At 59.7% G+C, this 22822-nt stretch carries 22 protein-coding genes; 14 read left to right on the forward strand and 8 right to left on the reverse strand.

Annotation, left to right across the window (positions count from 1 at the left end; translation table 11 throughout):
• Nucleotides 1–2: 2 nt before the first annotated feature.
• The 4 genes from ACP7CZ_RS20925 to dksA all read right to left on the reverse strand — a co-directional run bounded on the left by ACP7CZ_RS20925 (nt 3) and on the right by dksA (nt 4594).
• Nucleotides 3–2957, reverse strand: coding sequence for a sensor histidine kinase (locus ACP7CZ_RS20925; protein WP_161975095.1), 2955 nt, complete (start codon nt 2955–2957; stop codon nt 3–5).
• Nucleotides 2941–3117, reverse strand: a complete 177-nt coding sequence (locus tag ACP7CZ_RS20930; RefSeq protein WP_003176118.1) for a hypothetical protein — start codon at nt 3115–3117, stop codon at nt 2941–2943. The genes ACP7CZ_RS20925 and ACP7CZ_RS20930 overlap by 17 nt, the downstream gene beginning before the upstream one ends.
• Before the next feature lie 62 nt (nt 3118–3179).
• The gene (gene gluQRS / locus ACP7CZ_RS20935) at nt 3180–4067 is read right to left on the reverse strand and encodes a tRNA glutamyl-Q(34) synthetase GluQRS (RefSeq protein WP_034127016.1); all 888 of its coding nucleotides are present in this window, start codon (nt 4065–4067) and stop codon (nt 3180–3182) included.
• An 83-nt stretch (nt 4068–4150) separates the two neighbouring features.
• Nucleotides 4151–4594, reverse strand: coding sequence for an RNA polymerase-binding protein DksA (gene dksA / locus ACP7CZ_RS20940; RefSeq protein ID WP_003194150.1), 444 nt, complete (start codon nt 4592–4594; stop codon nt 4151–4153).
• A 320-nt stretch (nt 4595–4914) separates the two neighbouring features.
• Between dksA and ACP7CZ_RS20945 the strand changes: the two genes are divergently transcribed.
• On the forward strand, nt 4915–6087 hold the full coding sequence (locus tag ACP7CZ_RS20945; RefSeq protein WP_054898029.1) for a pyridoxal phosphate-dependent aminotransferase: 1173 nt from the start codon (nt 4915–4917) through the stop codon (nt 6085–6087).
• Nucleotides 6087–6800, forward strand: a complete 714-nt coding sequence (sfsA, locus tag ACP7CZ_RS20950) for a DNA/RNA nuclease SfsA (RefSeq protein ID WP_057975462.1) — start codon at nt 6087–6089, stop codon at nt 6798–6800. Before ACP7CZ_RS20945 ends, sfsA begins: the two co-directional genes overlap by 1 nt.
• On the opposite strand, the gene ACP7CZ_RS20955 is transcribed toward sfsA, so the two are convergent.
• A complete protein-coding gene (locus ACP7CZ_RS20955; protein WP_198790947.1) occupies nt 6797–7114 on the reverse strand; it encodes a Rieske (2Fe-2S) protein in 318 nt (105 codons plus the stop codon). The two genes, sfsA and ACP7CZ_RS20955, sit on opposite strands and share 4 nt — an antisense overlap.
• A gap of 156 nt (nt 7115–7270) precedes the next feature.
• Between ACP7CZ_RS20955 and ACP7CZ_RS20960 the strand changes: the two genes are divergently transcribed.
• Genes ACP7CZ_RS20960 through ACP7CZ_RS20970 form a run of 3 tightly spaced genes read left to right on the forward strand, consistent with a single transcriptional unit; the run spans nt 7271 to nt 9950 of the window.
• Complete coding sequence (locus ACP7CZ_RS20960) at nt 7271–8149, forward strand: heme/hemin ABC transporter substrate-binding protein (protein ID WP_236280463.1); 879 nt, start codon at nt 7271–7273, stop codon at nt 8147–8149.
• Nucleotides 8146–9183, forward strand: a complete 1038-nt coding sequence (locus ACP7CZ_RS20965; protein ID WP_057975459.1) for a FecCD family ABC transporter permease — start codon at nt 8146–8148, stop codon at nt 9181–9183. The genes ACP7CZ_RS20960 and ACP7CZ_RS20965 overlap by 4 nt, the downstream gene beginning before the upstream one ends.
• Nucleotides 9183–9950 carry a heme ABC transporter ATP-binding protein gene (locus ACP7CZ_RS20970; RefSeq protein WP_054898033.1) on the forward strand — a complete coding sequence of 256 codons (768 nt, stop codon included), beginning with the start codon at nt 9183–9185 and terminating at the stop codon, nt 9948–9950. The genes ACP7CZ_RS20965 and ACP7CZ_RS20970 overlap by 1 nt, the downstream gene beginning before the upstream one ends.
• A gap of 243 nt (nt 9951–10193) precedes the next feature.
• On the opposite strand, the gene ACP7CZ_RS20975 is transcribed toward ACP7CZ_RS20970, so the two are convergent.
• The 3 genes from ACP7CZ_RS20975 to ACP7CZ_RS20985 all read right to left on the reverse strand — a co-directional run bounded on the left by ACP7CZ_RS20975 (nt 10194) and on the right by ACP7CZ_RS20985 (nt 12665).
• Nucleotides 10194–10466: a TfoX/Sxy family protein gene (locus ACP7CZ_RS20975; protein WP_003194139.1), complete on the reverse strand. Its 273-nt coding sequence runs from the start codon at nt 10464–10466 to the stop codon at nt 10194–10196.
• Between the two features lie 205 nt (nt 10467–10671).
• Nucleotides 10672–11016 carry a pentapeptide repeat-containing protein gene (locus tag ACP7CZ_RS20980; protein WP_034127023.1) on the reverse strand — a complete coding sequence of 115 codons (345 nt, stop codon included), beginning with the start codon at nt 11014–11016 and terminating at the stop codon, nt 10672–10674.
• A gap of 92 nt (nt 11017–11108) precedes the next feature.
• Nucleotides 11109–12665, reverse strand: a complete 1557-nt coding sequence (locus ACP7CZ_RS20985) for an AAA family ATPase (protein WP_294169185.1) — start codon at nt 12663–12665, stop codon at nt 11109–11111.
• Between the two features lie 118 nt (nt 12666–12783).
• Between ACP7CZ_RS20985 and mrcB the strand changes: the two genes are divergently transcribed.
• The 9 genes from mrcB (at nt 12784) to msrQ (ending at nt 22601) form a co-directional block, all read left to right on the forward strand.
• Nucleotides 12784–15108 carry a penicillin-binding protein 1B gene (gene mrcB, locus ACP7CZ_RS20990; RefSeq protein WP_057975455.1) on the forward strand — a complete coding sequence of 775 codons (2325 nt, stop codon included), beginning with the start codon at nt 12784–12786 and terminating at the stop codon, nt 15106–15108.
• Between the two features lie 16 nt (nt 15109–15124).
• Nucleotides 15125–15859 (forward strand): tetratricopeptide repeat protein, encoded by a 735-nt coding sequence (locus ACP7CZ_RS20995; RefSeq protein ID WP_034127026.1) that lies wholly within the window; start codon nt 15125–15127, stop codon nt 15857–15859.
• Nucleotides 15859–16188 (forward strand): YqcC family protein, encoded by a 330-nt coding sequence (locus tag ACP7CZ_RS21000; protein ID WP_057975454.1) that lies wholly within the window; start codon nt 15859–15861, stop codon nt 16186–16188. Before ACP7CZ_RS20995 ends, ACP7CZ_RS21000 begins: the two co-directional genes overlap by 1 nt.
• A 432-nt stretch (nt 16189–16620) precedes the next feature.
• Nucleotides 16621–18345, forward strand: a complete 1725-nt coding sequence (locus ACP7CZ_RS21005) for an acetolactate synthase 3 large subunit (RefSeq protein ID WP_014719928.1) — start codon at nt 16621–16623, stop codon at nt 18343–18345.
• Between the two features lie 2 nt (nt 18346–18347).
• The gene (ilvN, locus tag ACP7CZ_RS21010; RefSeq protein ID WP_003176102.1) at nt 18348–18839 is read left to right on the forward strand and encodes an acetolactate synthase small subunit; all 492 of its coding nucleotides are present in this window, start codon (nt 18348–18350) and stop codon (nt 18837–18839) included.
• Between the two features lie 46 nt (nt 18840–18885).
• Nucleotides 18886–19902 carry a ketol-acid reductoisomerase gene (gene ilvC / locus ACP7CZ_RS21015; protein WP_003194132.1) on the forward strand — a complete coding sequence of 339 codons (1017 nt, stop codon included), beginning with the start codon at nt 18886–18888 and terminating at the stop codon, nt 19900–19902.
• Nucleotides 19903–20046: 144 nt separating this feature from the next.
• Nucleotides 20047–20904 carry a CDP-diacylglycerol--serine O-phosphatidyltransferase gene (gene pssA, locus ACP7CZ_RS21020; RefSeq protein ID WP_014719927.1) on the forward strand — a complete coding sequence of 286 codons (858 nt, stop codon included), beginning with the start codon at nt 20047–20049 and terminating at the stop codon, nt 20902–20904.
• A 63-nt stretch (nt 20905–20967) separates the two neighbouring features.
• On the forward strand, nt 20968–21981 hold the full coding sequence (msrP, locus tag ACP7CZ_RS21025; RefSeq protein ID WP_259038335.1) for a protein-methionine-sulfoxide reductase catalytic subunit MsrP: 1014 nt from the start codon (nt 20968–20970) through the stop codon (nt 21979–21981).
• Nucleotides 21981–22601, forward strand: a complete 621-nt coding sequence (gene msrQ, locus ACP7CZ_RS21030) for a protein-methionine-sulfoxide reductase heme-binding subunit MsrQ (RefSeq protein ID WP_294169287.1) — start codon at nt 21981–21983, stop codon at nt 22599–22601. Before msrP ends, msrQ begins: the two co-directional genes overlap by 1 nt.
• Nucleotides 22602–22822: the final 221 nt, after the last annotated feature.

Raw genomic sequence — 22822 nt, forward strand, 5'->3', positions numbered from 1 at the left:
TCTCAGTTCACAGCGGACGTCGCTTCGACATGACGCGGCAAGGTCACCCGGATACGGGTGCCGCGTTGGCTTTGTGTGTCAGCCGGGCTGTCGATGGTGATTTGTCCATAATGCTCTTCAACGATGGAATAGACCAGTGCAAGGCCCAGACCGGTACCTTCACCGGGGTCCTTGGTGGTGAAGAAGGGTTCGAACAATCGGTCCATGATGTTCTGTGGAATGCCGCTGCCTTCGTCTTCCACGATCAGGTCGACCGTGTGCTCGAAAGCCTCGCTCTTGACGCGTACAGCACTGCCGGCCGGCGACGCGTCGCGGGCGTTGGACAGCAGGTTGATCAGCACCTGGGCCAGGCGTTGTGAGTCGCCATCGACCCAATGCTCCGGATCGCACAGGTTAAAGAACTGTACTTCGAAATTGCGCCGGTTCAAGGCCAACAGCCCAATGGCATCCTGGGCCACTTCGGCCAGGCACACCGCTTCGTCCTGATTCTGATGGGCGCCGGAGTGGGCAAAGCTCATCAACGACTGGACGATGCGTGAAACCCGCTTGGTCTGTTCAAGGATTTGCCCGCTGATTTCGGTGATTTCCCCGTCTTCTTCACGCTCTTCCCGCAGGTTTTGCGCCAGGCAGGCGATACCGGTGATCGGGTTACCGATTTCATGAGCCACGCCGGCGGCCAGGCGCCCAATGCTGGCCAGGCGTTCGGAGTGCACCAGCTTGTCTTCGAGCATCTGTGTATCGGTCAAATCTTCTACCAGCAGCACCAGGCCGCTGTTACCCGGCGCCAGGGGCTCGTCGATGGCCGCTTTGTGCAAGTTGAGCCAGCGGGTCTGGCCGTCGAGGGCCAAGTGCTGTTTGTGCAAGTGCTCGTCTGGCAGGTTGATGAAACCCTGCAGCAGCTCTTTCCAGGGATCGCCCAGGGTATTGAGGCGCGAACCCACCACCCGCTGGGCGGCGATGCCGGTGAGTTCTTCCATGGCCTTGTTCCACATCAGGATTTCCTGGTCCTTGGCCAGGGAACACACGCCCATCGGCAGTTCCTGCAGAGTCTGGCGGTGGTAACGGCGCAGGGCATCGAGTTCGGCCGCCAGGCCCGTGAGGCGCGAGTGGTAATCCTCAAGCCGGCTTTCGATGAAGTGGATGTCTTCGGTGACGTAGTTTTCGCCACCGGCCTTGTAGGGCAAGAAGGTTTCCACCATGTCCTGGGACACGCTCGGCCCCATCAACCCGGACAGGTTGGCTTCGATACGGTCCCGCAGGCGGCGCAGGGCATAGGGGCGGCGCTCGTCAAATGGCAGGTAGAGGTCGCGCAGCGCCTGTTCAACTTCCTTTTGTGCGGCCTTGGCACCCAGGGGCTTGGCCAGTTGTGTGGCGAACTCCTGGGGCGAGGCCGCATGCAGTTCGCGGCGTTGCGGGCGGCGCACGTTATCCACCGCACAGGCTTCGGCGGCGCTGGTTTCTTCGGCGCTGGCGTTGGTGAACAGCGAGATCAGGGTAAACATCAGTACGTTGGCGGCCAGCGAGGCGATGGCAGCCATGTGCCAACTGGTGTCGTCCAGCACGTAAATCATGTTCAGCAACGGGATATAGAAGCCCTGCAAGTTGCCGACCAGCGGTAACAGCATGGTCACGGTCCACACCAGGATCCCGGCCAGCAGCCCGGCAATAAAGCCACGGCGATTGGCGGTCGGCCAGTACAGCACCGACAACACGCCCGGCAGGAACTGCAAGGTGGCGACAAACGCGACGATGCCGAGGTTGGCCAGGTCTTGCCCGGCGCCCAGCAGCAGATAAAACGCGTAGCCGGCCATGATGATCGCGACGATCAGCGCGCGTCGGGTCCATTTCAACCAACGGTAGATATTACCCTCGGCTGGCGGCTGGTACAGCGGCAGTACCAAGTGGTTGAGCGCCATGCCCGAGAGTGCCAGCGTGGTGACGATGATCAACCCGCTGGCGGCCGACAACCCCCCGACATAGGCCAGCAGCGCCAGAGCCGGGCTGTTGGCGGCAATACCGATGCCCAGGGTGAAATACTCAGGGTTGGTGGTGGCCCCCAGTTTCAGGCCGGCCCACAGGATCAGCGGCACCGCCAGGCTCATCAGCAACAGGAACAGCGGCAAGCCCCAGCTGGCGCTGACCAGCGAGCGCGGGTTGAGGTTCTCGGTGAAGGTCATGTGGTACATGTGCGGCATCACGATCGCCGAGGCGAAGAACACCAGCAGCAGCGTTCGCCATGGGCCTTCCTGCAATGGCGTATGCAAGGCGGCGAGGGCGGTCTGGTTTTGCAGCAGCCACAGCTCCAGCTGTTGCGGCCCGTCGAACACGCCGTAAAGCGCATAAAGGCCGACGCCGCCGATGGCGATCAGCTTGATGACCGACTCAAAGGCAATCGCAAACACCAGGCCCTGGTGTTTCTCGCGGGTGGCGATATGGCGAGAACCAAAGAAGATGGTGAACAAGGTGATCAGCGCGCAGAACGCCAGGGCAACCCGATGTTGCACGGGCTCGCGGGTCAGGATGCTGATGGAGTCGGCCACCGCCTGGATCTGCAGGGCCAGCAACGGCAGCACGCCGATCAACATGAAGATGGTGGTCAGCGCGCCGGCCCAGGTGCTGCGAAAGCGAAAGGCAAACAGGTCTGCCAGGGAGGACAGTTGGTAAGTCCGGGTGATTTTCAGGATCGGATACAGCAGCACCGGCGCCAGCAGGAACGCGCCGGACACCCCCAGGTAACTGGAGAGAAAGCCGTAGCCGTACTGATAGGCCAGCCCCACCGTGCCGTAGAACGCCCAGGCACTGGCGTAGACGCCCAGGGACAAGGTGTAGGTCAGCGGATGGCGAATGATCGCCCGCGGAATCATTCCGCGCTCACTGATCCAGGCCACGCCGAATAACGCAGCCAGGTAGGCGGCGCTGATCAGCAGCATCTGGGTGAGACTAAAGCTCATCGGCATCTTTTTGGCTCTGCAGGATGAAGGTCACGACGATCAGGATCAGCCATAGCAGATAAGGGCGATACCAGGCGCCCGTGGCGTCGATCCACCAATCCATGATGGCGGGGGAGAACAGGTAGATCCCGACGACCAGCAGCAGGACCAAACGATAGATGTACATGTTGGCCTCTGATTAAAAATCTGCCGCGATGTTAACGGATGATGGGCAACCTGCAAGCGCCTTCAACTCAATTGCGCTTCGGCCAGGGTCAGTGTGCGTGGGATGCGGGTGGCGTCCCAGTGTGCAATGCCCCAATCCAGCAGTTCTCGTGGGCTGGCGTACTGCAACTGCGCGTCGGGCTGTTGGCCAAGGGCACGCAGCGCTCTAAGCAGCAAAGGCGTGGCCTGGTCGGCTGTCAACGGTGGAGAGCGGTAGGACTTACCCAGCTTGTTGCCGTCTGGCTGCACGATCAGCGGCACGTGCAAGTAACGGGGTTGGCGCAGGCCGAGCAGTTCTTGCAAGTAAAGCTGGCGCGGCGTGGAGTCGAGCAGGTCGGCGCCGCGTACGATATCGGTTACACCTTGCCAGGCGTCGTCGAGCACCACCGCCAGTTGGTAGGCGTAGAGGCCATCGCGCCGACGAATGATGAAGTCGCCGGCATCGCGCCCCAGATGTTGCCGGAACTCGCCCTGGACGCGGTCGACAAAGTGATATTCCAACTCGGGCACGCGCAGGCGGATCGCGGCATCCTGCTGTTCGTGGCCGGCATTGCGGCACAAGCCTGGGTAAATCCCGTTGTAGGGCTCCAATTGCTTGCGCGAGCAGGTGCAGGCGTAGGCCAGGCCGTGGTTGAACAGGTCGTTGAGCACTTTAGCGTAGGCATCATGCCGCTCGCTCTGGCGAACCAGTTCGCCATCCCATTCAAAGCCATAGCTTTCCAGCGCATGCAGGATCGCCGCCTGAGCGCCGGGCTCTTCACGGGGAGGGTCAAGGTCTTCCATGCGCATCAACCAACGGCCGTGGTGGGCGCGTGCATCGAGGTAGGAGGCGAGGGCGGCAACCAGGGAACCGAAGTGCAAATGGCCGCTGGGTGTGGGGGCGAAACGCCCAATATAGGTAGAGGCTGTCATGGCCCGGATACTACTGCATAACCGGTAAACGCCAGAAACAAAAATGGAGCGTTCGCACGCTCCATTCGTTCAGCTCGGCAAAGTTACTTGCCGACCTGTTTTTCCTTGATTTCAGCCAAGGTCTTGCAGTCTACGCACAGGTCCGCGGTTGGACGGGCTTCCAGTCGGCGAATACCGATTTCGACGCCGCAGGATTCACACCAGCCGTATTCTTCGTCTTTGATCAGTTGCAGGGTCTTGTCGATCTTCTTGATCAACTTGCGCTCGCGATCGCGGGCGCGCAGTTCGAGGGCGAACTCTTCTTCCTGGCTGGCGCGATCGGCCGGGTCAGGGAAGTTGGCCGCTTCATCCTTCATATGGTCAACCGTACGGTCGACTTCCTGCATCAAGTCCTGTTTCCACTTGTTGAGGATCTTGGTGAAGTGCTCGCGCATGGGCTCGCCCATGTACTCCTCGCCCTTTTTTTCGACATAGGGTTCGAAGCCGCCGAGGCCTTGAGTCTGCTGTTGCTTTGCTTGGGTGGACATGAATAGACCGCCTCTCACTCTTCTAATCCATTGCGCAGGATTGCAACGTCACCGACACCTGCCGGCCCTGCGGCTGCAAGCGGGCGAACTTACCAGATAGATTCAGGGTGCGCTACTCCCGGTTGTCGAGGCCCAAGGCAAAGGGGTTGCAAACTGCAGCAGCCCGCCATGACTGGGTATGTATCGCCTCGAATGTTGATTTTAGCTGTTTTACGAGCGCGCGCAGGGTGCACTTGCAGCCCCAATCAGGCAATAGAGCATGTTTTACCGTGAGGGTTCGGTAGAATCCAGATTTTGTCCTCACCGTCTAAGGAAGGCTAATGGCTCAGCCCTACAGTGCGCGTAGTCGCGCCATCGAACCTTTTCATGTCATGGCGTTACTGGCGCGTGCCAATGAGCTGCAGGCCGCCGGTCACGACGTGATCCACCTGGAAATCGGCGAGCCTGACTTCACCACCGCCGAACCGATCATCCAGGCCGGCCAAGCCGCGTTGGCAAACGGTAAGACGCGCTACACCGCCGCCCGTGGCTTGCCGGAGTTGCGCGAAGCCATCAGTGGTTTCTACCAGCAACGCTACGGTTTGAGCATCGACCCGCAGCGCATCCTGGTCACCCCCGGTGGCTCCGGCGCGTTATTGCTGGCCAGCAGCTTGCTGGTGGATCCGGGTAAGCACTGGCTGCTGGCGGACCCAGGCTACCCCTGCAACCGACACTTCCTGCGCCTTGTGGAAGGCGCGGCGCAGTTGGTGCCGGTCGGACCAGACGTACGCTACCAGTTGACCGCCGATCTGGTGGCCAGGCATTGGGACCAGGACAGTGTCGGCGCACTGGTGGCGTCGCCCGCCAACCCCACCGGCACGATCCTCACCCGGGACGAGTTGGCTGGGCTGTCGGGCGCCATCAAGGCGCGCAACGGTCACCTGGTGGTCGACGAGATTTATCACGGACTCACCTACGGCACCGACGCCGCCAGCGTGCTGGAAGTCGATGATGACGCCTTTGTCCTGAATAGTTTTTCGAAGTATTTCGGCATGACCGGCTGGCGCCTCGGTTGGCTGGTGGCGCCCCCTGAAGCGGTGGGTGAGTTGGAGAAGTTGGCGCAGAACCTCTACATCAGTGCGCCAAGCATGGCCCAACATGCCGCCTTGGCTTGTTTCACCCCGCAAACTCTGGAGATTCTGGAGCAGCGCCGTGCCGAATTTGGTCGCCGCCGAGACTTCCTGCTGCCGGCTCTGCGTGAGCTGGGGTTCGGTATCGCAGTGGAGCCCGAGGGAGCCTTTTATCTGTATGCCGATATCAGCGCGTTCGGCGGCGATGCCTTCGCGTTTTGCCGTCATTTCCTCGAAACCGAGCATGTGGCCTTTACGCCCGGGTTGGATTTCGGTCGCTACCAGGCGGGGCACCATGTGCGTTTTGCCTACACGCAAAACCTCGATCGGCTGCAAGAAGCGGTGGAGCGGATTGCCCGTGGTTTGCGGAGTTGGCAAGGCTGATGCGTTTTAATCCTCCTCTTGAAGAAGGGCGGCTGATCCGCCGCTACAAGCGCTTTCTCACCGATATCGAAACCGTTACCGGCGAGTTACTCACCATTCACTGCCCTAACACCGGTTCGATGCTCAACTGCATGGTCGAAGGTGGCCAGGTCTGGTTCAGCCGTTCTACGGATCCCAAGCGCAAGCTGCCTGGCACGTGGGAAATTGCCGAAACGCCCCAGGGCCGGCTGGCGTGCGTCAACACCGCGCGTGCCAACCAGTTGGTGGAAGAAGCCTTGCTGGCCGGTGTGATCACTGAGCTCAACGGCTTTACTGCGTTGAAGCGTGAGGTGCCTTATGGCCAGGAGAAAAGCCGCATCGACTTTCGCCTGGATTACCCTCAGGGCGCTGCGTTTGTCGAGGTCAAAAGCGTCACCCTGGGCTTTGATGGCAGCTCAGTGGCGGCTTTCCCCGATGCGGTGACGCAGCGCGGTGCCAAGCACTTGCGTGAGCTGGCCCACCTGGCGCGCGACGGTATACGGGCGGTGCAGCTGTATTGCGTGAACCTGTCGGGGATCGACGCGGTGCGCCCGGCTGTGGAAATCGACGCTGGTTATGCGACCGCGCTACGTGAGGCCAAGGCCGCAGGTGTGGAGGTGCTGGCCTACGGCGTATGGGTCACGCCTCAGGAGATTTACGTCGAGCGTCGGCTGAAAGTGCTGCTGGGCGATTAGAGATCGACCCACAATCCTTGTTCGTCTTCACGGCCGGGCAGGGCAGTGAGGTGTTGGCCTGCGCAGGGCCCGGCGATGCACTCGCCGCTTTCAATCAGAAACAATGCGCCATGGGTGGCGCATTGGATCAGGCTGGCGCTGTCGTCGAGGAAGCGATCAGGTTGCCATTCCAGCGGGATACCACGATGGGGGCAGTGGTTGAGATAGAAGTACGCAATGCCGTCCCGACGCACCGCCAACAGCCTGTGGCCATCGATATCAAAACCGCGGCTGCTGTTGGGGGCGAGGTCGCCTGAGGTGCAGAGAAACTTCATTTCAATCCTTAAGTGCCTTGACGTTCAAATGCAAACAATTATCAAATGCCCGCTTCGCCCGTCAGCTGACTGGGTGCTCAATACGATGCCTGGCAGGGGTTATCTGTCACATCAATGAGTGCTTGAGTGGCCCTGCCCTAGGAAGGAAACCCTGTTATGCGCCTGAGTACCAGCGCTATTGCGCTTGTTGCCTCACTGCTGGTCAACCCTGGGGCGCACGCCTCTGAACTGCCGCAACGCTGGGTGAGTGCCGGTGGGGCGCTGTCGGAGTGGGTGACGGCCCTGGGCGGTGAATCGAAGTTGGTGGGAGTGGATACCACCAGTCAGCATCCCGCCTCGCTCAAGGCCTTGCCGAGCATTGGTTACCAGCGGCAGTTGTCGGCCGAAGGCATTCTCAGCCTGCGTCCGCAAATCCTTGTGGGCACGGAGGAAATGGGGCCTCCGCCGGTGCTGGCGCAGATTCGCAGTGCCGGGGTGCAGGTGGATATGTTCTCGGCCCAGCCGGATTTGCCCACGCTCAAAGGCAACCTTGCACACCTGGGGAAACTACTCGGCAGTGAGGACCAGGCTAATGCCTTGTTTGCCGTGTATGAGCAGGCGCTGGCACAGCAAAAAAATTGGGTGGCCAAGGCCCAGGCCACACAAAAAGCTCCAGGCGTGCTGTTGCTGCTCGGCCATGCCGGTGGCAAGCCGCTGATCGCGGGCAAGGACACCGCCGCTGATTGGATGTTGCAGCAGGCTGGGGGGCGTAATCTCGCCACGCATGTGGGATACAAGCCGTTTTCCGTCGAATCGCTGGCAGGGTTGAGCCCTGAGGTGCTGGTATTTGCTGATCGCGCCCTGACCGGTGACGCGGCGCGGGCAGCCTTGTTCAAAGAAAACCCGATCCTTGCCTCTACGCCGGCAGCCAAGAGTCGCCGCGTGTTTGAGTTGGATCCGACCTTGCTGGTAGGCGGCCTTGGGCCCCGATTGCCGCAAAGCCTGGAGAAACTGTCTGCCGGTTTTTATCCGTCCCAGCCTAAGCCTGCTCCATGACCACTCTGGTTAAGCCAAAAACGCTGTTTATCGGGCTGTCGCTGCTGTGTGTATTGGCGATCTGGCTCTCATTGGCACTGGGGCCGGTCAGCCTGCCGTTAGTGGACACGCTCAGGGCTGCGTTAAGGCTGATGGGCGTACCGATTGAGGCCCAGGGGTTGGAGCAGGCCGAGTTGATCCTGGGGCAGATTCGCCTGCCGCGGACCCTGTTGGGGCTGGCGGTCGGCGGTGTGCTGGCGTTGTCGGGCGTGGCGATGCAGGGGTTGTTCCGCAACCCGCTGGCCGACCCTGGCTTGGTCGGCGTGTCCAGCGGGGCGGCGCTGGGAGCGGCGGTGGCGATTGTCGGTGGCTCGCTCTTTGGCGGGCTGCCGGATGCTTTCGGGCCGTATCTGTTGTCGCTGTGCGCATTTCTCGGTGGCCTGGGCGTCACGGCATTGGTCTATCGCCTGGGGCGTCGCAATGGCCAGACCAATGTCGCGACGATGTTGCTTGCCGGTATCGCGCTGACGGCCCTGGCCAGTTCGACCGTGGGCCTGTTTACCTATCTGGCGGACGATGCCACCTTGCGCACCCTGACGTTCTGGAACCTGGGTAGCCTCAATGGCGCAAGTTATTCGCGGTTGTGGCCCTTGCTGCTGGTGAGTGCAGGGGTGGCGCTGTGGTTGCCGCGCCGGGCCAAGGCGCTGAACGCGCTGCTGTTGGGGGAGTCCGAGGCCAACCATCTAGGTATTGATGTCGAGGGGCTCAAGCGCGAGTTGGTGTTTTGCACGGCCTTGGGTGTTGGCGCCGCAGTGGCGGCGGCGGGAATGATTGGTTTTGTCGGTTTGGTGGTACCACATCTGGTGCGGCTGCTGGCGGGGCCGGATCATCGGGTGTTGTTACCGGCCTCGGTGTTGGCGGGCGCGAGCCTGCTGTTGTTTGCGGACCTGGTGGCGCGCCTGGCGTTGGCGCCGGCGGAACTGCCGATCGGTATTGTCACTGCGTTTATCGGTGCGCCGTTTTTCCTCTATTTATTGTTACGAGGGCGCGCCTGATGTTGCGGGTAGAAGCATTGCAGATCCGGCGCGGTGGTAAGACTGTGCTGGCCGATGTCACCTTGGACCTATTGCCGGGCGAAGTGCTGGGCGTGCTGGGCCCCAATGGCGCCGGCAAAAGTACCTTGCTTGGGGCGCTGTGCGGGGAGTTGCAGCCGGATCAGGGCAAGGTCTGGCTGGATCAGCAGGCGCTCAAGCACATGACCGGTGTGCAGCGTGCCCAGCGCCTGGCGGTGCTGCCACAATCCTCCACCCTGGACTTTGCCTTTCGTGTCGAAGAGGTGGTGGGCATGGGCCGCTTGCCTCATCAGACCGGGCGATTGCGCGACGACGAAATCATCAACGCCGCGCTGCAGGCTGCTGATGTAGGTCACCTGAGTGGCCGCAGTTACCTGGCCTTGTCGGGTGGCGAGCGGCAGCGTGTGCACCTGGCACGGGTATTGGCGCAGTTATGGCCGGGTGAGGCAGGGCAGACGTTGCTGCTGGATGAGCCCACATCAATGCTCGACCCTCTGCACCAACACACCACCTTGCAAGCTATCCGACATTTTGCCGACAGAGGCGCTGCGGTGCTGGTCATCCTGCATGATTTGAACCTGGCGGCGCGCTACTGCGACCGGATCCTGTTGCTGGAAAACGGCCGCCCCCACGCGTTGGATACGCCCTCTAAAGTCCTGCAACCAGAGCCACTGAAGGCTGTATTCGGTCTGGATGTATTGGTACAGCCGCATCCGGAGCGTGGGCATCCGTTGATCATTGCGCGTTAAGGCCGGTTAATTCGCGGGCAAAAAAAGACCCGGCAAGAGCCGGGTCAAATAACCGTGATTAGCCTGATGAGGAGATAATCTGAGAGTCCGAACCAATGGTCTTTCAGTTATCGGCTGATCTCGCGACCAGTTGTGATAATCATAACGATTCTCATTTGAGAGTCAACATTTGTTTTCCTGCTTCATCCAGTTTTCTCAAACGCTCGTTTGCAATGCCCATCAACACTGGGTTTGAGTGCCGCTCTAGTTCTTCTGATGTACTGAGATCGCTTCCAACTGACGGTTCAAGGCCTCCTTGCGCTCCGTGGGTATGTCGTTCCAGTGCACATCCATCAATGCCCCTTCAATGGCATACAGCAGAACCTTCGAAGCTCGAAACCCGCGCGTGCGCACGGCTCGGTAGGCATCGACCGCCCCTAGCCGACGCAAGTCGGACGCGCTGTGGATGCCCACCGCATGCAGCCACTGCGCTGACGTCTTGCCAAGGTTTTTCAGGTGTTGCAGCTCATCGTTCATCAAGCCTCCTTGCGTTGGCCGAATGGTGCGGTGGGTGTCGTGACCAGGCAGCCTGAAAATGAGTGTAGCGCTCAGTAGGAAAAGCGTGGTTCTTTGGTCAGAAAGGGCTGAAAAGCTTATAAGGATGGCGCGACGGCGCTTGCTCGCAGGCAGGCGCAAAGTGCCCGGCAGGCAGGGGGGGCTGGCCGGTACTCGGTGTGTGGGGTTACTTGGTGCGGTAGCGCAGGCGAGTGCCGAAATTGACCGACATGAGTATTTCGTCAGCCGTGAGTTCGGGCGGGAAATAAGCACCCGAAATCTGCGCATGGGCCAGGCTGGCGCCTTCCAGTGAGCAGCCACGCAAGTCCAGGCCGCGCAGGTCGGCAGAGCGAAAATAGGCGTCGGTGAAGTCAATACCGGTGGCGTTCAGGTCGCGCAGGTCCAGCCCTCGAAAGTCGCCACCGCGCATGTCGATGGGGCCATTTTCAGGGCGCTCCTGGTTGAAGCCGCGGATGTCGTCCTTGTGCAGGAAGGCGTAGAGCGGGGTATCAAGAAGCTTTGGCTGACTCATGATCGCGACTCTGGTTGGCGTTATAGAGCCATTATAGTGCCACTATCGCTGGGTCGCGCGCCGAAGACGACGACGCGACCAAGAAATATTTCTTACAGGCCCGGCAGGTGTTGACGGATATGCCCGACCAACGCGTCGAGCGTCCCGCTTTCATTGGTCTCCACACGCTTGCTGAGCAGCAGCTCCTCGGCAGTCAGCGGGTCACGACTGGCTTGTTGTTCTTCGATAACGGCCAGTGTGGCGTCAGACGGATCGTTTTTATCCGCCTGGCGTTGTGCCAGCCAACTGGTGATAACGGCTTGCGGGGCGTTGCAGTCGAGGATCAGGAACGGCGCCCCAGTGGCTTCGGCAACCTGAGCGGCGGCCTCACGCTGTGCGCGTTTCAGAAAAGTGGCATCCAGCACCACCGGGTAGCCGGCGCGCAGCACGGTGTCGGCAATCTCGTTCAGACGTGTGTAGGTGGCAGCGCTGGCGTCCTGATTGTAGATACCGGCCTGCAGGGTGTTCTCTACCTGTTGTTCGCCAAACAGGCGCTTGCGCTCTACATCCGAACGCAGGCGCACCGCGCCCAGGGCTTCGACCAGGCGCATGGCCACGTGGCTCTTGCCCACCGCTGAAACGCCATGGGTGATTGCCAGGAAGCGCGAGGGGATGGTGCTGTAGCTTTCCGCCAGGTTGGCGTAGTTGCGGTACTGGCGCAGGGTGGTAGCGCGTTGCACGGGGTTGGCTTCGCTCGGCATGCTGAACAGCGCAACCTTGGCGCGCACCAATGCACGGTAGGCTTTATAGAAGTTCAGGAGCTCCAGGCCCTGGTAGTCGCCGGTCAATTCCAGATACTGACTTATGAAGCGCCGTGCCAAGCACTTCAGGCCGCGATCTTCCAGGTCCATCGCCAAAAAAGCGGTGTCGGCGTACACGTCGGTAAAGCGGAAAGGCTCGTTGAACTCGATGCAGTCGAAGATCACCACGCGGCCATCGATCAGCGTGGCGTTGCCCAGGTGAATGTCGCCGTGGCATTCGCGGGTATAGCCATCGAGCTTGCGCTGCGCAAGCAAAGGCTTGAGGCGTTCGAAGCTGCTTTCAGCCCAGGCTTGCAGAGCCTCCAGCTGAGTCAGGTCGGCCTTGTCGCTGAGGAACGGGCGGATCTGGTCAAAGTTCTGGCGTACCGGAGCCATCACCTCTTCCGGCGTGCCGGCGGGGTGATCTTGCGGGACTTTGGGGGCGTTGAGGTGGAACTGGGCGATCTGCTTGGCCATCTCATCGATGTGCGCGCTGGTCAGTTCGCCGTTGGCTTGCAGGGTGCTGAGCATCTGGCTTTGCGGGAACTGGCGCATTTTCAGCGCGTACTCGATGGCCGGGCCGTCGCCACCCAGTTGCGGCGCCTCGGCAGTGCCGGTAATCGGCAACACTTCAAGATACAAATCTTCGGTCAGGCGCTGGTTGAGGCGCAGTTCCTCGCGGCAGAAATGCCCGCGGTCGTCCAGATTGGTGAAGTCCAGGAAGCCGAAGTTCATCGGTTTCTTCAGCTTATAAGCGTAGGGCCCCGTCAGTATCACCCAGGAAATATGGGTCTCGATGACTTGAAACGCTTCAACCGGATGAGGGTACAAGGCCGGGTTTTGCAGGGCAGCGATCAGGGTCTGGCTCACGGGCGATCCTTCAAAGTCTGGGGAAAATCATGGGGGGCATTATGGCTGCTGATGCCAGTCGTGCAAACCGCTGTCCGGCTCATGTTGATCATCAATAAAGTGCGTATAATCCGCCGCCATGACTCGAACCCGATCTCCCCGTTCCCGTAAAAAACCTCCTTCCCGCGGCCCGCGCCCTTGGCTGGGCTGGGTGATCAAGCTTGGCCTGGTGGGCCTTGTGGCGGTCGCCGGCCTTGCGGTGTACCTCGATGCCGTGGTGCAGGAAAAATTCTCCGGCAAGCGCTGGACGATTCCGGCCAAGGTGTATGCACGCCCGCTGGAGCTGTTCTCCGGCCAGAAGCTGAGCAAGGATGACTTCCTTACCGAGCTCGATGCGCTGGGCTACCGCCGCGAACCCGTGAGCAATGGCCCTGGCGCTGCGGCGGTCAGCGGTAATACCGTCGACCTGAACACCCGTGGCTTCCAGTTCTACGAAGGCCTGGAAAAAGCCCAGCCGGTGCGCGTGCGTTTCTCTGGCGACTATGTGGCTGAGCTGTCGTCGCTCAATGGCTCCAAGCTGCCGGTGGTGCGTCTTGAACCGTTGCTGATCGGCGGTATTTACCCGAAAAATCTTGAAGATCGCATCCTGATCAAGCTCGATCAGGTACCGCCGTATCTGCTGGAAACCCTGGTCGCTGTCGAAGACCGCGATTTCTATAGCCACTGGGGTGTGTCGCCGAAGTCGATCGCCCGTGCTATCTGGGTCAACACGTCCGGCGGCAAGATGACCCAGGGCGGCAGTACGCTGACCCAGCAACTGGTCAAGAACTTCTACCTGACCAACGAACGCAGCCTGACCCGTAAACTCACCGAAGCCATGATGGCGATGTTGCTGGAGCTGCATTACAGCAAGCAGGAAATCCTCGAGGCTTACCTCAACGAGGTATTCGTCGGTCAGGATGGCCAGCGCGCCGTGCACGGTTTCGGCCTGGCCAGCCAGTTCTTCTTCGGGCAGCCGTTGTCCGAGTTGAAATTGCATCAGGTTGCGTTGCTGGTGGGGATGGTCAAGGGGCCGTCCTATTACAACCCGCGCCGCAACCCGGAGCGTGCGCTTGAACGTCGCAACCTGGTGCTCGATGTATTGGAGCAGCAGGGTGTCGCCACCGCTGAGCAAGTGGCCGCTGCCAAGAAAATGCCACTGGGTGTGACAACCCGCGGCAAGCTGGCGGATAGCTCATTCCCGGGCTTTATCGACCTGGTCAAGCGCCAACTGCGCGAAGACTACCGCGACGAAGACTTGACCGAAGAGGGGCTGCGGATCTTCACCAGCTTCGACCCCATCTTGCAGATGAAGGCCGAAGCGTCGGTCAACGACACCTTCAAGCGCCTGACTGGCCGTAAGGGCTCGGATGAAGTCGAGGCCGCCATGGTCGTGACCAATCCGGAAACCGGGGAGGTCCAGGCCATGATCGGCAGCCGCCAGGCCAGTTTCGCCGGTTTCAACCGCGCACTGGATGCCGTGCGGCCGATTGGCTCGCTGGTCAAGCCTGCGGTTTATCTCACTGCACTGGAAAAACCCAGCAAGTACACGCTGACCAGTTGGCTGTCCGATGACCCGCTGTCGATCAAAGGCGCGGATGGCCAGGTATGGACGCCCAAGAACTTCGACCGTCGTTCCCATGGCACGGTGTTCCTGTATCAAGGATTGGCGCATTCCTACAACATCTCGACCTCGCGTCTGGGGCTTGAAGTGGGTGTGCCGAACGTGCTGAAGACTCTGGCGCGACTGGGAGTCGAACGTGAATTCCCGGCGTTCCCGTCCATGCTCCTGGGCGCTGCGGCCATGACGCCGATGGAAGTGACCACCATGTACCAGACCCTGGCCAATGGTGGCTTCAATACGCCGATGCGCGGTATTCGCAGTGTGCTGACCGCCGATGGCGAACCGCTCAAGCGTTACCCGTTCCAGATTCAGCAGCGCTTCGACGCGGGCTCCATCTACCTGATCCAGAACGCCATGCAGCGCGTGATGCGCGAGGGTACCGGGCGTTCGGTCTACAGCGTGCTGCCGTCGAACCTGACCCTGGCGGGCAAGACCGGTACCAGCAACGACTCCCGCGACAGCTGGTTCGCAGGGTTCGGCCAGGATGTACTGGCCGTGGTATGGCTGGGGCGCGACGACAATGGCAAGACGCCGTTCACCGGTGCCACCGGCGCGCTGCAGGTATGGACCAGTTTCATGCGCAAGGCTGACCCGTTGCCGCTCAACATGCCGCAGCCGGACAATATTGTGCAGGCCTGGATTGATCCGCACACCGGCCAAGGCTCCGATGCCAACTGTCCGGGCGCGGTGCAGATGCCGTATATTCGCGGCAGCGAACCACCACCCGGTGCCGCGTGCGGTGGCAGTACACCTGCTGACGCGGAATCGGTGATGGATTGGGTCAAGGGCTGGATGAATTAAGCAAAGAGGGTTTCAAGTGAACAAGTTGTGGATTCCAGCAATTACGGCTCTGGTTTTGCTCGGCGGTTGCTCCAGCGTGCAGCGCGGCTCTATCCCTGTGGTGGACTCAAGCACGTCCGTTTCCAATAACGACCGCATTTCGGCCAATGGCGGCTTCCGTCAGACCGTGGTCAAACGGCCTGCCCAAGCTGCAACCCAGGCAATTCCCCAGGATTCCGGCGTCGTAGTGATGGTGCCCGGCAGTGGGGCTGCAACCTCGGCGCCTATCAGTGCCGAGCCATGGACCCCAGGCCCAAGCACTTCCGGGCCGGTGAACTCCACGCCGATTCAAACCGCGCCGGTCAATCAGGGCACCTACAACATGCCTTCGACGCCGAGCGGTATTCCGTCATCGTCCAGTGCGGGCGGGTTGTCGGCGGACGAACAACTTGATGGCCCGGTGCTGGCGTTGCTCACCACCGCTCAGCAGCAGCAGGCGGGTGGCGATTTGAATGGCGCCTCGTCGAGCCTTGAACGTGCCCAGCGCGTGGCGCCGCGTGAGCCACAAGTGCTCTATCGCCTGGCCCAGGTGCGCATGGCTCAGGGCGATGCGCCCCAGGCGGAGCAATTCGCTCGCCGTGGCCTGAGCCTGGCCAATGGGCGCCCAGACCTGCAAGCCAGCCTGTGGGCCTTGATCGGGGATGCGCGTGCCGCCCAGGGCGATGCAGCGGGTGCCGCCCAGGCGCGGCAAAAAGCCAAGGTCAGCCTCTGATGGATGCGCGTTTTCCCGCGATTGCCGAGCAGTTATTGTTGATCGAGCGCGAACTGCGCGTTCAGGGCTGGTGGGATGAAGTATCCCCCAGTGTTGAAGCCCTCAGCAGTGTCGAACCTTTTTCTGTCGATACTCTGGACTTCCACCAGTGGCTGCAGTGGATCTTCCTCGCGCGTATGAAGCAGATCCTGGAACAGGACCTGCCCTTGCCGAATGCGTCGGGGATCCTGGAAATGGCCGAGATGGTCTACGCCGACCGGCCGCGGGAGAGCCTCGGCTTGCGTAACGCGCTGAAAAAGTTCGATCAATTGATCGCCGACGCTCGTTAATTGCCTGACTGCCGGTTTTTCCGGCAGTCTTGCGCACATTTCTACCGCTTGACGACATTCAGGCGAGTTTTATCCCTCCTCAAAGCCCTTTCTTCTGCGTTCTCATGCGCTTAGTTGGAAAAAAGCGCAATTATTGCTTGACTTGAAGGGCGTGAAACAGAAGAATCCAAAGTCCGCTGTATCGGGACTGCCAGAAGCAGGCCCGCTCAGCAGATCATGAGGCGCACATCCGCGCCGACCTGTAACACCCGCAACGCGTTACCTCGCGCTGGGTGGGAAAAGCCCGCAACACTTGGGACGATCCCAATACTTGCTCAGTCAGTGCTGACGTAGTCGGCGACCACCGTCGCTCATGCTCTGTTGAGAAGTAAACCTATTAAGACCCGTCGGTTTTTTAACGGACGGTATTCTGGCGTTTTAGAGGTGAACAACGTGGAGCTTTTATCTGGCGGTGAGATGCTCGTCCGCTTTTTGCGTGACGAAGGCGTCGACTATATCTACGGGTACCCAGGTGGTGCTCTGCTGCATGTCTACGACGCACTGTTCAAGGAACCGGCTGTTACCCACATCCTGGTTCGCCACGAACAGGCCGCGACCCATATGGCTGACGGTTACGCCCGTGCCACCGGTAAAGCCGGCGTGGTACTGGTAACCTCCGGCCCAGGCGCAACCAATGCCATCACCGGCATCGCGACTGCGTATATGGACTCCATCCCGATGGTGATCATCTCTGGCCAGGTGCCTAGCACCATGGTCGGCACCGACGCTTTCCAGGAAACCGACATGATCGGTATTTCCCGCCCGATCGTGAAACACAGCTTCATGATCAAGCACGCGTCGGAAATCCCGGAAGTCATGAAAAAGGCGTTCTACCTCGCACAGTCCGGTCGCCCGGGCCCTGTGGTGGTCGATATCCCGAAAGACATGACCAACCCGGCCGAAAAATTCGAATACGTTTTTCCCAAGAAAGCCAAGCTGCGTTCCTACAGTCCGGCCGTCCGTGGGCACTCGGGGCAGATCCGCAAGGCGGCAGAAATGCTCCTGGCGGCCAAGCGCCCCGTGTTGTACTCCGGCGGTGGCGTGATTCTGGGCGGCGGTTCCGCGCCACTCACCGAGCTGGCCAAGCTGCTCAACCTGCCGGTGACCAACACCCTGATGGGCCTCGGCGCATTCCCGGGTTCGGACCGTCAGTTTGTCGGCATGCTCGGCATGCACGGCAGCTACACCGCCAACCTCACCATGCACCACGCCGATGTGATCCTGGCCGTGGGCGCGCGGTTCGATGACCGAGTGATCAACGGCGCGAGCAAATTCTGCCCGAATGCCAAGATCATCCACATCGACATCGACCCGGCGTCCATCTCCAAGACCATCAAGGCCGATGTGCCAATCGTGGGGCCTGTAGAAAGTGTACTGACCGAAATGGTCGCTGCACTCAAGGACATCGGCGAAACGCCGAACAAGGAGTCCGTTGCCAGCTGGTGGAAGCAGATCGACGAATGGCGCGGTGATCGCGGCCTGTTCCCTTATGACAAGGGCGACGGCAGCATCATCAAGCCACAAACCGTGATCGAAACCCTGTGCGAAGTGACCAAGGGCGACGCCTTTGTGACCTCCGACGTGGGCCAGCACCAGATGTTCGCGGCGCAGTACTACAAGTTCGACAAGCCTAACCGCTGGATCAACTCCGGTGGCCTCGGCACGATGGGCTTTGGTTTCCCTGCGGCCATGGGGGTGAAACTGAGCTTCCCGGATGCCGACGTTGCCTGCGTCACCGGCGAAGGCAGCATCCAGATGAACATCCAAGAACTGTCGACGTGCCTGCAATACGGTCTTCCCGTGAAGATCGTCTGCTTGAACAACGGCGTGCTCGGCATGGTTCGTCAATGGCAGGACATGAGCTACGGTAGCCGTCACTCCCATTCCTACATGGAATCGTTGCCGGATTTCATCAAGTTGGTTGAAGCCTATGGCCACGTCGGCATTCGCATCACTGATTTGAAAGATCTGAAGCCGAAGATGGAAGAAGCGTTCGCCATGAAGGACCGCCTGGTGTTCATCGATATTCAGGTGGATACCAGCGAGCACGTCTACCCGATGCAGATCAAAGACGGCTCTATGCGCGACATGTGGCTGAACAAGACGGAGCGTACTTAATCATGCGGCATATTATCTCCCTGCTTCTGGAGAACGAACCCGGCGCCTTGTCCCGTGTTGTCGGCCTGTTTTCGCAACGCAACTACAACATCGAAAGCCTGACCGTGGCCCCGACCGAAGACCCGACCCTGTCGCGCCTGACGTTGACCACCGTAGGCCACGATGAGGTGATCGAGCAGATCACCAAGAACCTCAACAAGCTGATCGAAGTGGTCAAGCTGGTCGACCTGTCGGAAAGCGCTCACATCGAGCGCGAACTGATGCTGGTCAAGGTCAAGGCCACGGGTGCCCAGCGCGCCGAGATCAAACGCACTACCGATATTTATCGCGGGCAGATCGTCGATGTGAGCGCCAGCGTTTATACCGTTCAACTGACCGGTACCAGCGACAAATTGGACAGCTTCATCCAGTCGATCGGGACGGCCTCGATTCTGGAAACTGTACGCAGTGGTGTCACCGGGATTGCCCGTGGCGACAAAGTACTCAGCATCTAACCCAATTAGCGAATGGCCTTACGGCCTGGATATATAGAGGAACCTCATGAAAGTTTATTACGATAAAGATTGTGACCTGTCGATCATCCAGGGCAAGAAAGTCGCCATCATCGGCTACGGTTCCCAGGGCCACGCCCAAGCGTGCAACCTGAAAGATTCCGGCGTGGACGTGACTGTTGGCCTGCGTAAAGGCTCGGCCACTGTCGCCAAGGCTGAAGCCCATGGCCTGAAAGTGACTGACGTTGCTTCTGCTGTCGCGGCTGCCGACCTGGTCATGATTCTGACCCCGGACGAGTTCCAGTCTTCGCTGTACAAGAACGAAATCGAGCCGAACATCAAGAAGGGCGCTACCCTGGCCTTCTCCCACGGCTTCGCGATTCACTACAACCAGGTCGTGCCGCGCGCTGACCTCGACGTGATCATGATCGCGCCGAAAGCACCGGGCCACACCGTGCGTTCCGAGTTCGTCAAAGGCGGCGGTATCCCTGACCTGATCGCGATCTACCAGGATGCGTCGGGCAACGCCAAGAACGTTGCACTGTCCTACGCTGCTGGCGTGGGTGGCGGTCGTACCGGCATCATCGAAACTACCTTCAAGGACGAGACCGAAACTGACCTGTTCGGTGAGCAAGCCGTTCTGTGCGGCGGTACCGTTGAGCTGGTAAAAGCTGGTTTCGAAACCCTGGTTGAAGCTGGCTACGCGCCGGAAATGGCCTACTTCGAATGCCTGCACGAACTCAAGCTGATCGTTGACCTCATGTACGAAGGCGGTATCGCCAACATGAACTACTCGATCTCCAACAACGCCGAGTACGGCGAGTACGTGACCGGTCCGGAAGTGATCAACGCCGAGTCCCGTCAGGCCATGCGCAACGCCCTGAAACGTATTCAGGACGGCGAATACGCCAAAATGTTCATCAGCGAAGGCGCTACCGGCTACCCTTCGATGACCGCCAAGCGTCGTAACAACGCCGCTCACGGTATCGAAGTCATCGGCGAGCAACTGCGCTCCATGATGCCGTGGATCGGTGCCAACAAGATCGTCGACAAAGCCAAGAACTAAGTCGTACGCATCAAGGGAAAACGCGGCTTAGGCCGCGTTTTTTCGTTTGAGGGGTTGGTTCTGGTATAAAGCTGCATCGTTTGCAGGCGAACACTCGCTGCAAGTATCTGTCGAATTTTTTCACACCGTTGCAAGGTAAAGTCCATGAGCGAACGTCCCGAAGAGCCAAACCAGGCTTCCGACGCCGAAAGCATGCTGCCGATCGATGAACATGTCGAAGAAGGGCATGACGCCGAAGGCCGCAAAGTCCGGCATCGTGGCATCTATCTGCTGCCCAATCTGTTCACCACGGCGAACCTGTTTGCCGGTTTCTATTCCATCATCAACTCCATGAGTGCCCAGAGTGCGCTGGCGGCCGGTGATGCGGCGAGTGCCAGCAAATACTTTGGCTTTGCTGCTATCGCAATTTTCGTGGCCATGGTGCTCGACGGCCTGGACGGGCGCGTGGCGCGCATGACCAATACCCAAAGTGCCTTCGGCGCCGAGTACGACTCGCTGTCGGACATGGTCGCCTTCGGTGTTGCCCCCGCATTGCTGGCATTTGCCTGGGCATTGGGTGACATGGGCAAGGTTGGCTGGATGGTTGCCTTCATCTATGTCGCGGGTGCCGCCTTGCGCCTGGCGCGCTTCAATACCCAGGTGGGGACTGCCGACAAGCGCTACTTCATCGGCCTTGCCAGCCCGGCAGCGGCGGGTGTTGTTGCGGGTATTGTCTGGGCGTTCAGTGACTACGGGATTCAGGGGTCGAAGATGTCGTTCCTGGTTGCCCTGATGGTGGCAGCGGCCGGCATGCTGATGGTCAGCAACATCAAGTACAACAGCTTCAAGGAATTTGATCTCAAGGGCCGCGTGCCTTTCGTGGCCATCCTTGTGGTGGTGCTGGTGTTCGCGGTCGTGTTCAGTGATCCACCGCGTATCCTGCTGCTGGCGTTCCTGGCCTATGCGGCTTCTGGCCCGATTCAGTACTTGTTGCGTCTGCGTCGGGACAAAACATTGTCTTAATGTAATTTCCCCCATACTCCGCAGTCTATTGGTGCATCAGTTCTCCAACGCTGCGGAGTTACCATGTTAATCAAATTGCCCAAAGCGTCCGATTGTCACGAATCGGATGTCACGCCTGAATCCTTCTATCTCTCTCGCCGCAGCCTGCTCGGTGGTGCGCTTGCCGGTATTGCCGCCAGCAGCTTGCCGCGTTGGGCCAGTGCCGGCGATGCTTCGCGGTATGCCGACGTCGAGCCGGGCAGTGCGCCCAACTGGTTTACGGAAAAACTTCCGAATGCGAAGTGGCAGTCGGTGACGGTCAAAGATGAGGCAATCACGCCATTCAAGGATGCAACTCACTACAACAACTTCTATGAGTTCGGGACAGGCAAGGGCGACCCGGCAACGAATGCGGGCTCGCTCAAGACGCAGCCCTGGAGTGTGGTGATTGATGGTGAAGTCGCAAAACCTGGGCGCTATGCCCTGGAAGACTTCATGAAACCCTATGCGCTGGAAGAGCGCATCTACCGCCTGCGTTGCGTCGAGGCATGGTCCATGGTGATTCCGTGGATAGGCTTTCCCATCTCGGCGTTGCTCAAGCAGGTCGAGCCAACCTCCAAAGCCAAGTACATCCGTTTTGAAACCCTTCAGGATCCCAAGAGCATGCCTGGGCAACGCTCAAGTTTCGGCTTGATCGATTGGCCTTATGTGGAAGGGCTGCGCCTGGATGAGGCGATGAATCCGTTGGCGATCCTCGCTGTGGGCATGTACGGGCGGGAGTTGCCTAACCAGAACGGTGCACCGTTGCGCTTGGTGGTGCCGTGGAAGTATGGCTTCAAGAGTGTGAAGTCCATCGTGCGTATCAGTCTGGTCAGTGAGCAGCCGAAAACGACCTGGCAGAGTATTGCATCTGATGAGTATGGGTTTTATGCGAATGTGAATCCTACGGTCGATCACCCGCGCTGGACCCAGGCGCGGGAGCGCCGTCTGCCGAGCGGCCTGTTTAGTCCGAATGTGCGCGAGACGCAGATGTTCAATGGCTATTCGGATGAGGTCGCTTCTTTATATACAGGCCTCGATCTGCGGAAGAACTACTGATGCGCTATCCCATCTGGCGCATCGGCGTGTTTGTAGCCGCAGCAGTGTGGCCATTGCTCTGGCTGTATGAAGCATGGAGTTCTGCGCTGGGGCCAGATCCAGGCAAGGTGCTCGTTGATCGCCTGGGTTTGGGGACGCTCATTTTATTGCTGATCACGCTTGCTATGACGCCGCTGCAGAAGTTGAGCGGTTGGGGGGGGTGGATAGCAGTGCGACGACAGTTGGGGCTGTGGTGCTTTGCTTATGTTGTGCTGCACCTGGCGGCCTATTGTGTGTTTGTCCTGGGGCTGGATTGGTCGCAGCTCGGCGTAGAGTTGAGCAAGCGGCCCTACATCATTGTGGGGGCGCTGGGGTTTGTTGCTCTCTTTATGTTGGCCGTTACGTCGAACCGCTATAGCCAGCGTCGGTTGGGTAGTCGCTGGAAGAAGCTGCATCGTCTGGTCTATGTGATTCTTGGGCTCGGTTTGCTGCACATGCTATGGATAGTGCGGGCGGATCTGAAGGAGTGGGCTATCTACGCTTCTATAGGTGCGCTACTTCTGTTGATGCGGGTGCCGCCGGTAATGCGTCGAATCCCTCGCCTTATTGCTAAAAAAGCGCCTTCTGCCACAAAAGCGTAATTAAGCCTTGACGGCAGATTCTGGAAGCCTATAATTCGCCCCACTTCCGGCGCAGTCGAAACGGAAAACTCCTTGGTAAACAATGAGTTATGAAGTTTTCGACAGCAAGTTGCTTCAGTTCATCGAAGCCAAAAGGAAGTTGAAAAAGAGGTGTTGACAGCAGCGTGTAACGCTGTAGAATTCGCCTCCCGCTTACGAGAGATCGCAAGCGCAAGTGGTTG

The organism is Pseudomonas sp. DWP2-2, from assembly GCF_049897065.1.
Lineage (GTDB): Bacteria > Pseudomonadota > Gammaproteobacteria > Pseudomonadales > Pseudomonadaceae > Aquipseudomonas > Aquipseudomonas paracarnis.

Excerpts from the sequence above, each read along its gene's own strand:
- ACP7CZ_RS20925 (WP_161975095.1), bottom strand. The coding sequence starts at position 2,957 with ATGCCGATGAGCTTTAGTCTCACCCAGATGCTGCTGATCAGCGCCGCC.
- ACP7CZ_RS20930 (WP_003176118.1), bottom strand. The coding sequence starts at position 3,117 with ATGTACATCTATCGTTTGGTCCTGCTGCTGGTCGTCGGGATCTACCTG.
- gluQRS (WP_034127016.1), bottom strand. The coding sequence starts at position 4,067 with ATGACAGCCTCTACCTATATTGGGCGTTTCGCCCCCACACCCAGCGGC.
- dksA (WP_003194150.1), bottom strand. The coding sequence starts at position 4,594 with ATGTCCACCCAAGCAAAGCAACAGCAGACTCAAGGCCTCGGCGGCTTC.
- ACP7CZ_RS20945 (WP_054898029.1), top strand. The coding sequence starts at position 4,915 with ATGGCTCAGCCCTACAGTGCGCGTAGTCGCGCCATCGAACCTTTTCAT.
- sfsA (WP_057975462.1), top strand. The coding sequence starts at position 6,087 with ATGCGTTTTAATCCTCCTCTTGAAGAAGGGCGGCTGATCCGCCGCTAC.
- ACP7CZ_RS20955 (WP_198790947.1), bottom strand. The coding sequence starts at position 7,114 with ATGAAGTTTCTCTGCACCTCAGGCGACCTCGCCCCCAACAGCAGCCGC.
- ACP7CZ_RS20960 (WP_236280463.1), top strand. The coding sequence starts at position 7,271 with ATGCGCCTGAGTACCAGCGCTATTGCGCTTGTTGCCTCACTGCTGGTC.
- ACP7CZ_RS20965 (WP_057975459.1), top strand. The coding sequence starts at position 8,146 with ATGACCACTCTGGTTAAGCCAAAAACGCTGTTTATCGGGCTGTCGCTG.
- ACP7CZ_RS20970 (WP_054898033.1), top strand. The coding sequence starts at position 9,183 with ATGTTGCGGGTAGAAGCATTGCAGATCCGGCGCGGTGGTAAGACTGTG.
- ACP7CZ_RS20975 (WP_003194139.1), bottom strand. The coding sequence starts at position 10,466 with ATGAACGATGAGCTGCAACACCTGAAAAACCTTGGCAAGACGTCAGCG.
- ACP7CZ_RS20980 (WP_034127023.1), bottom strand. The coding sequence starts at position 11,016 with ATGAGTCAGCCAAAGCTTCTTGATACCCCGCTCTACGCCTTCCTGCAC.
- mrcB (WP_057975455.1), top strand. The coding sequence starts at position 12,784 with ATGACTCGAACCCGATCTCCCCGTTCCCGTAAAAAACCTCCTTCCCGC.
- ACP7CZ_RS21000 (WP_057975454.1), top strand. The coding sequence starts at position 15,859 with ATGGATGCGCGTTTTCCCGCGATTGCCGAGCAGTTATTGTTGATCGAG.
- ilvN (WP_003176102.1), top strand. The coding sequence starts at position 18,348 with ATGCGGCATATTATCTCCCTGCTTCTGGAGAACGAACCCGGCGCCTTG.
- ilvC (WP_003194132.1), top strand. The coding sequence starts at position 18,886 with ATGAAAGTTTATTACGATAAAGATTGTGACCTGTCGATCATCCAGGGC.
- pssA (WP_014719927.1), top strand. The coding sequence starts at position 20,047 with ATGAGCGAACGTCCCGAAGAGCCAAACCAGGCTTCCGACGCCGAAAGC.
- msrP (WP_259038335.1), top strand. The coding sequence starts at position 20,968 with ATGTTAATCAAATTGCCCAAAGCGTCCGATTGTCACGAATCGGATGTC.
- msrQ (WP_294169287.1), top strand. The coding sequence starts at position 21,981 with ATGCGCTATCCCATCTGGCGCATCGGCGTGTTTGTAGCCGCAGCAGTG.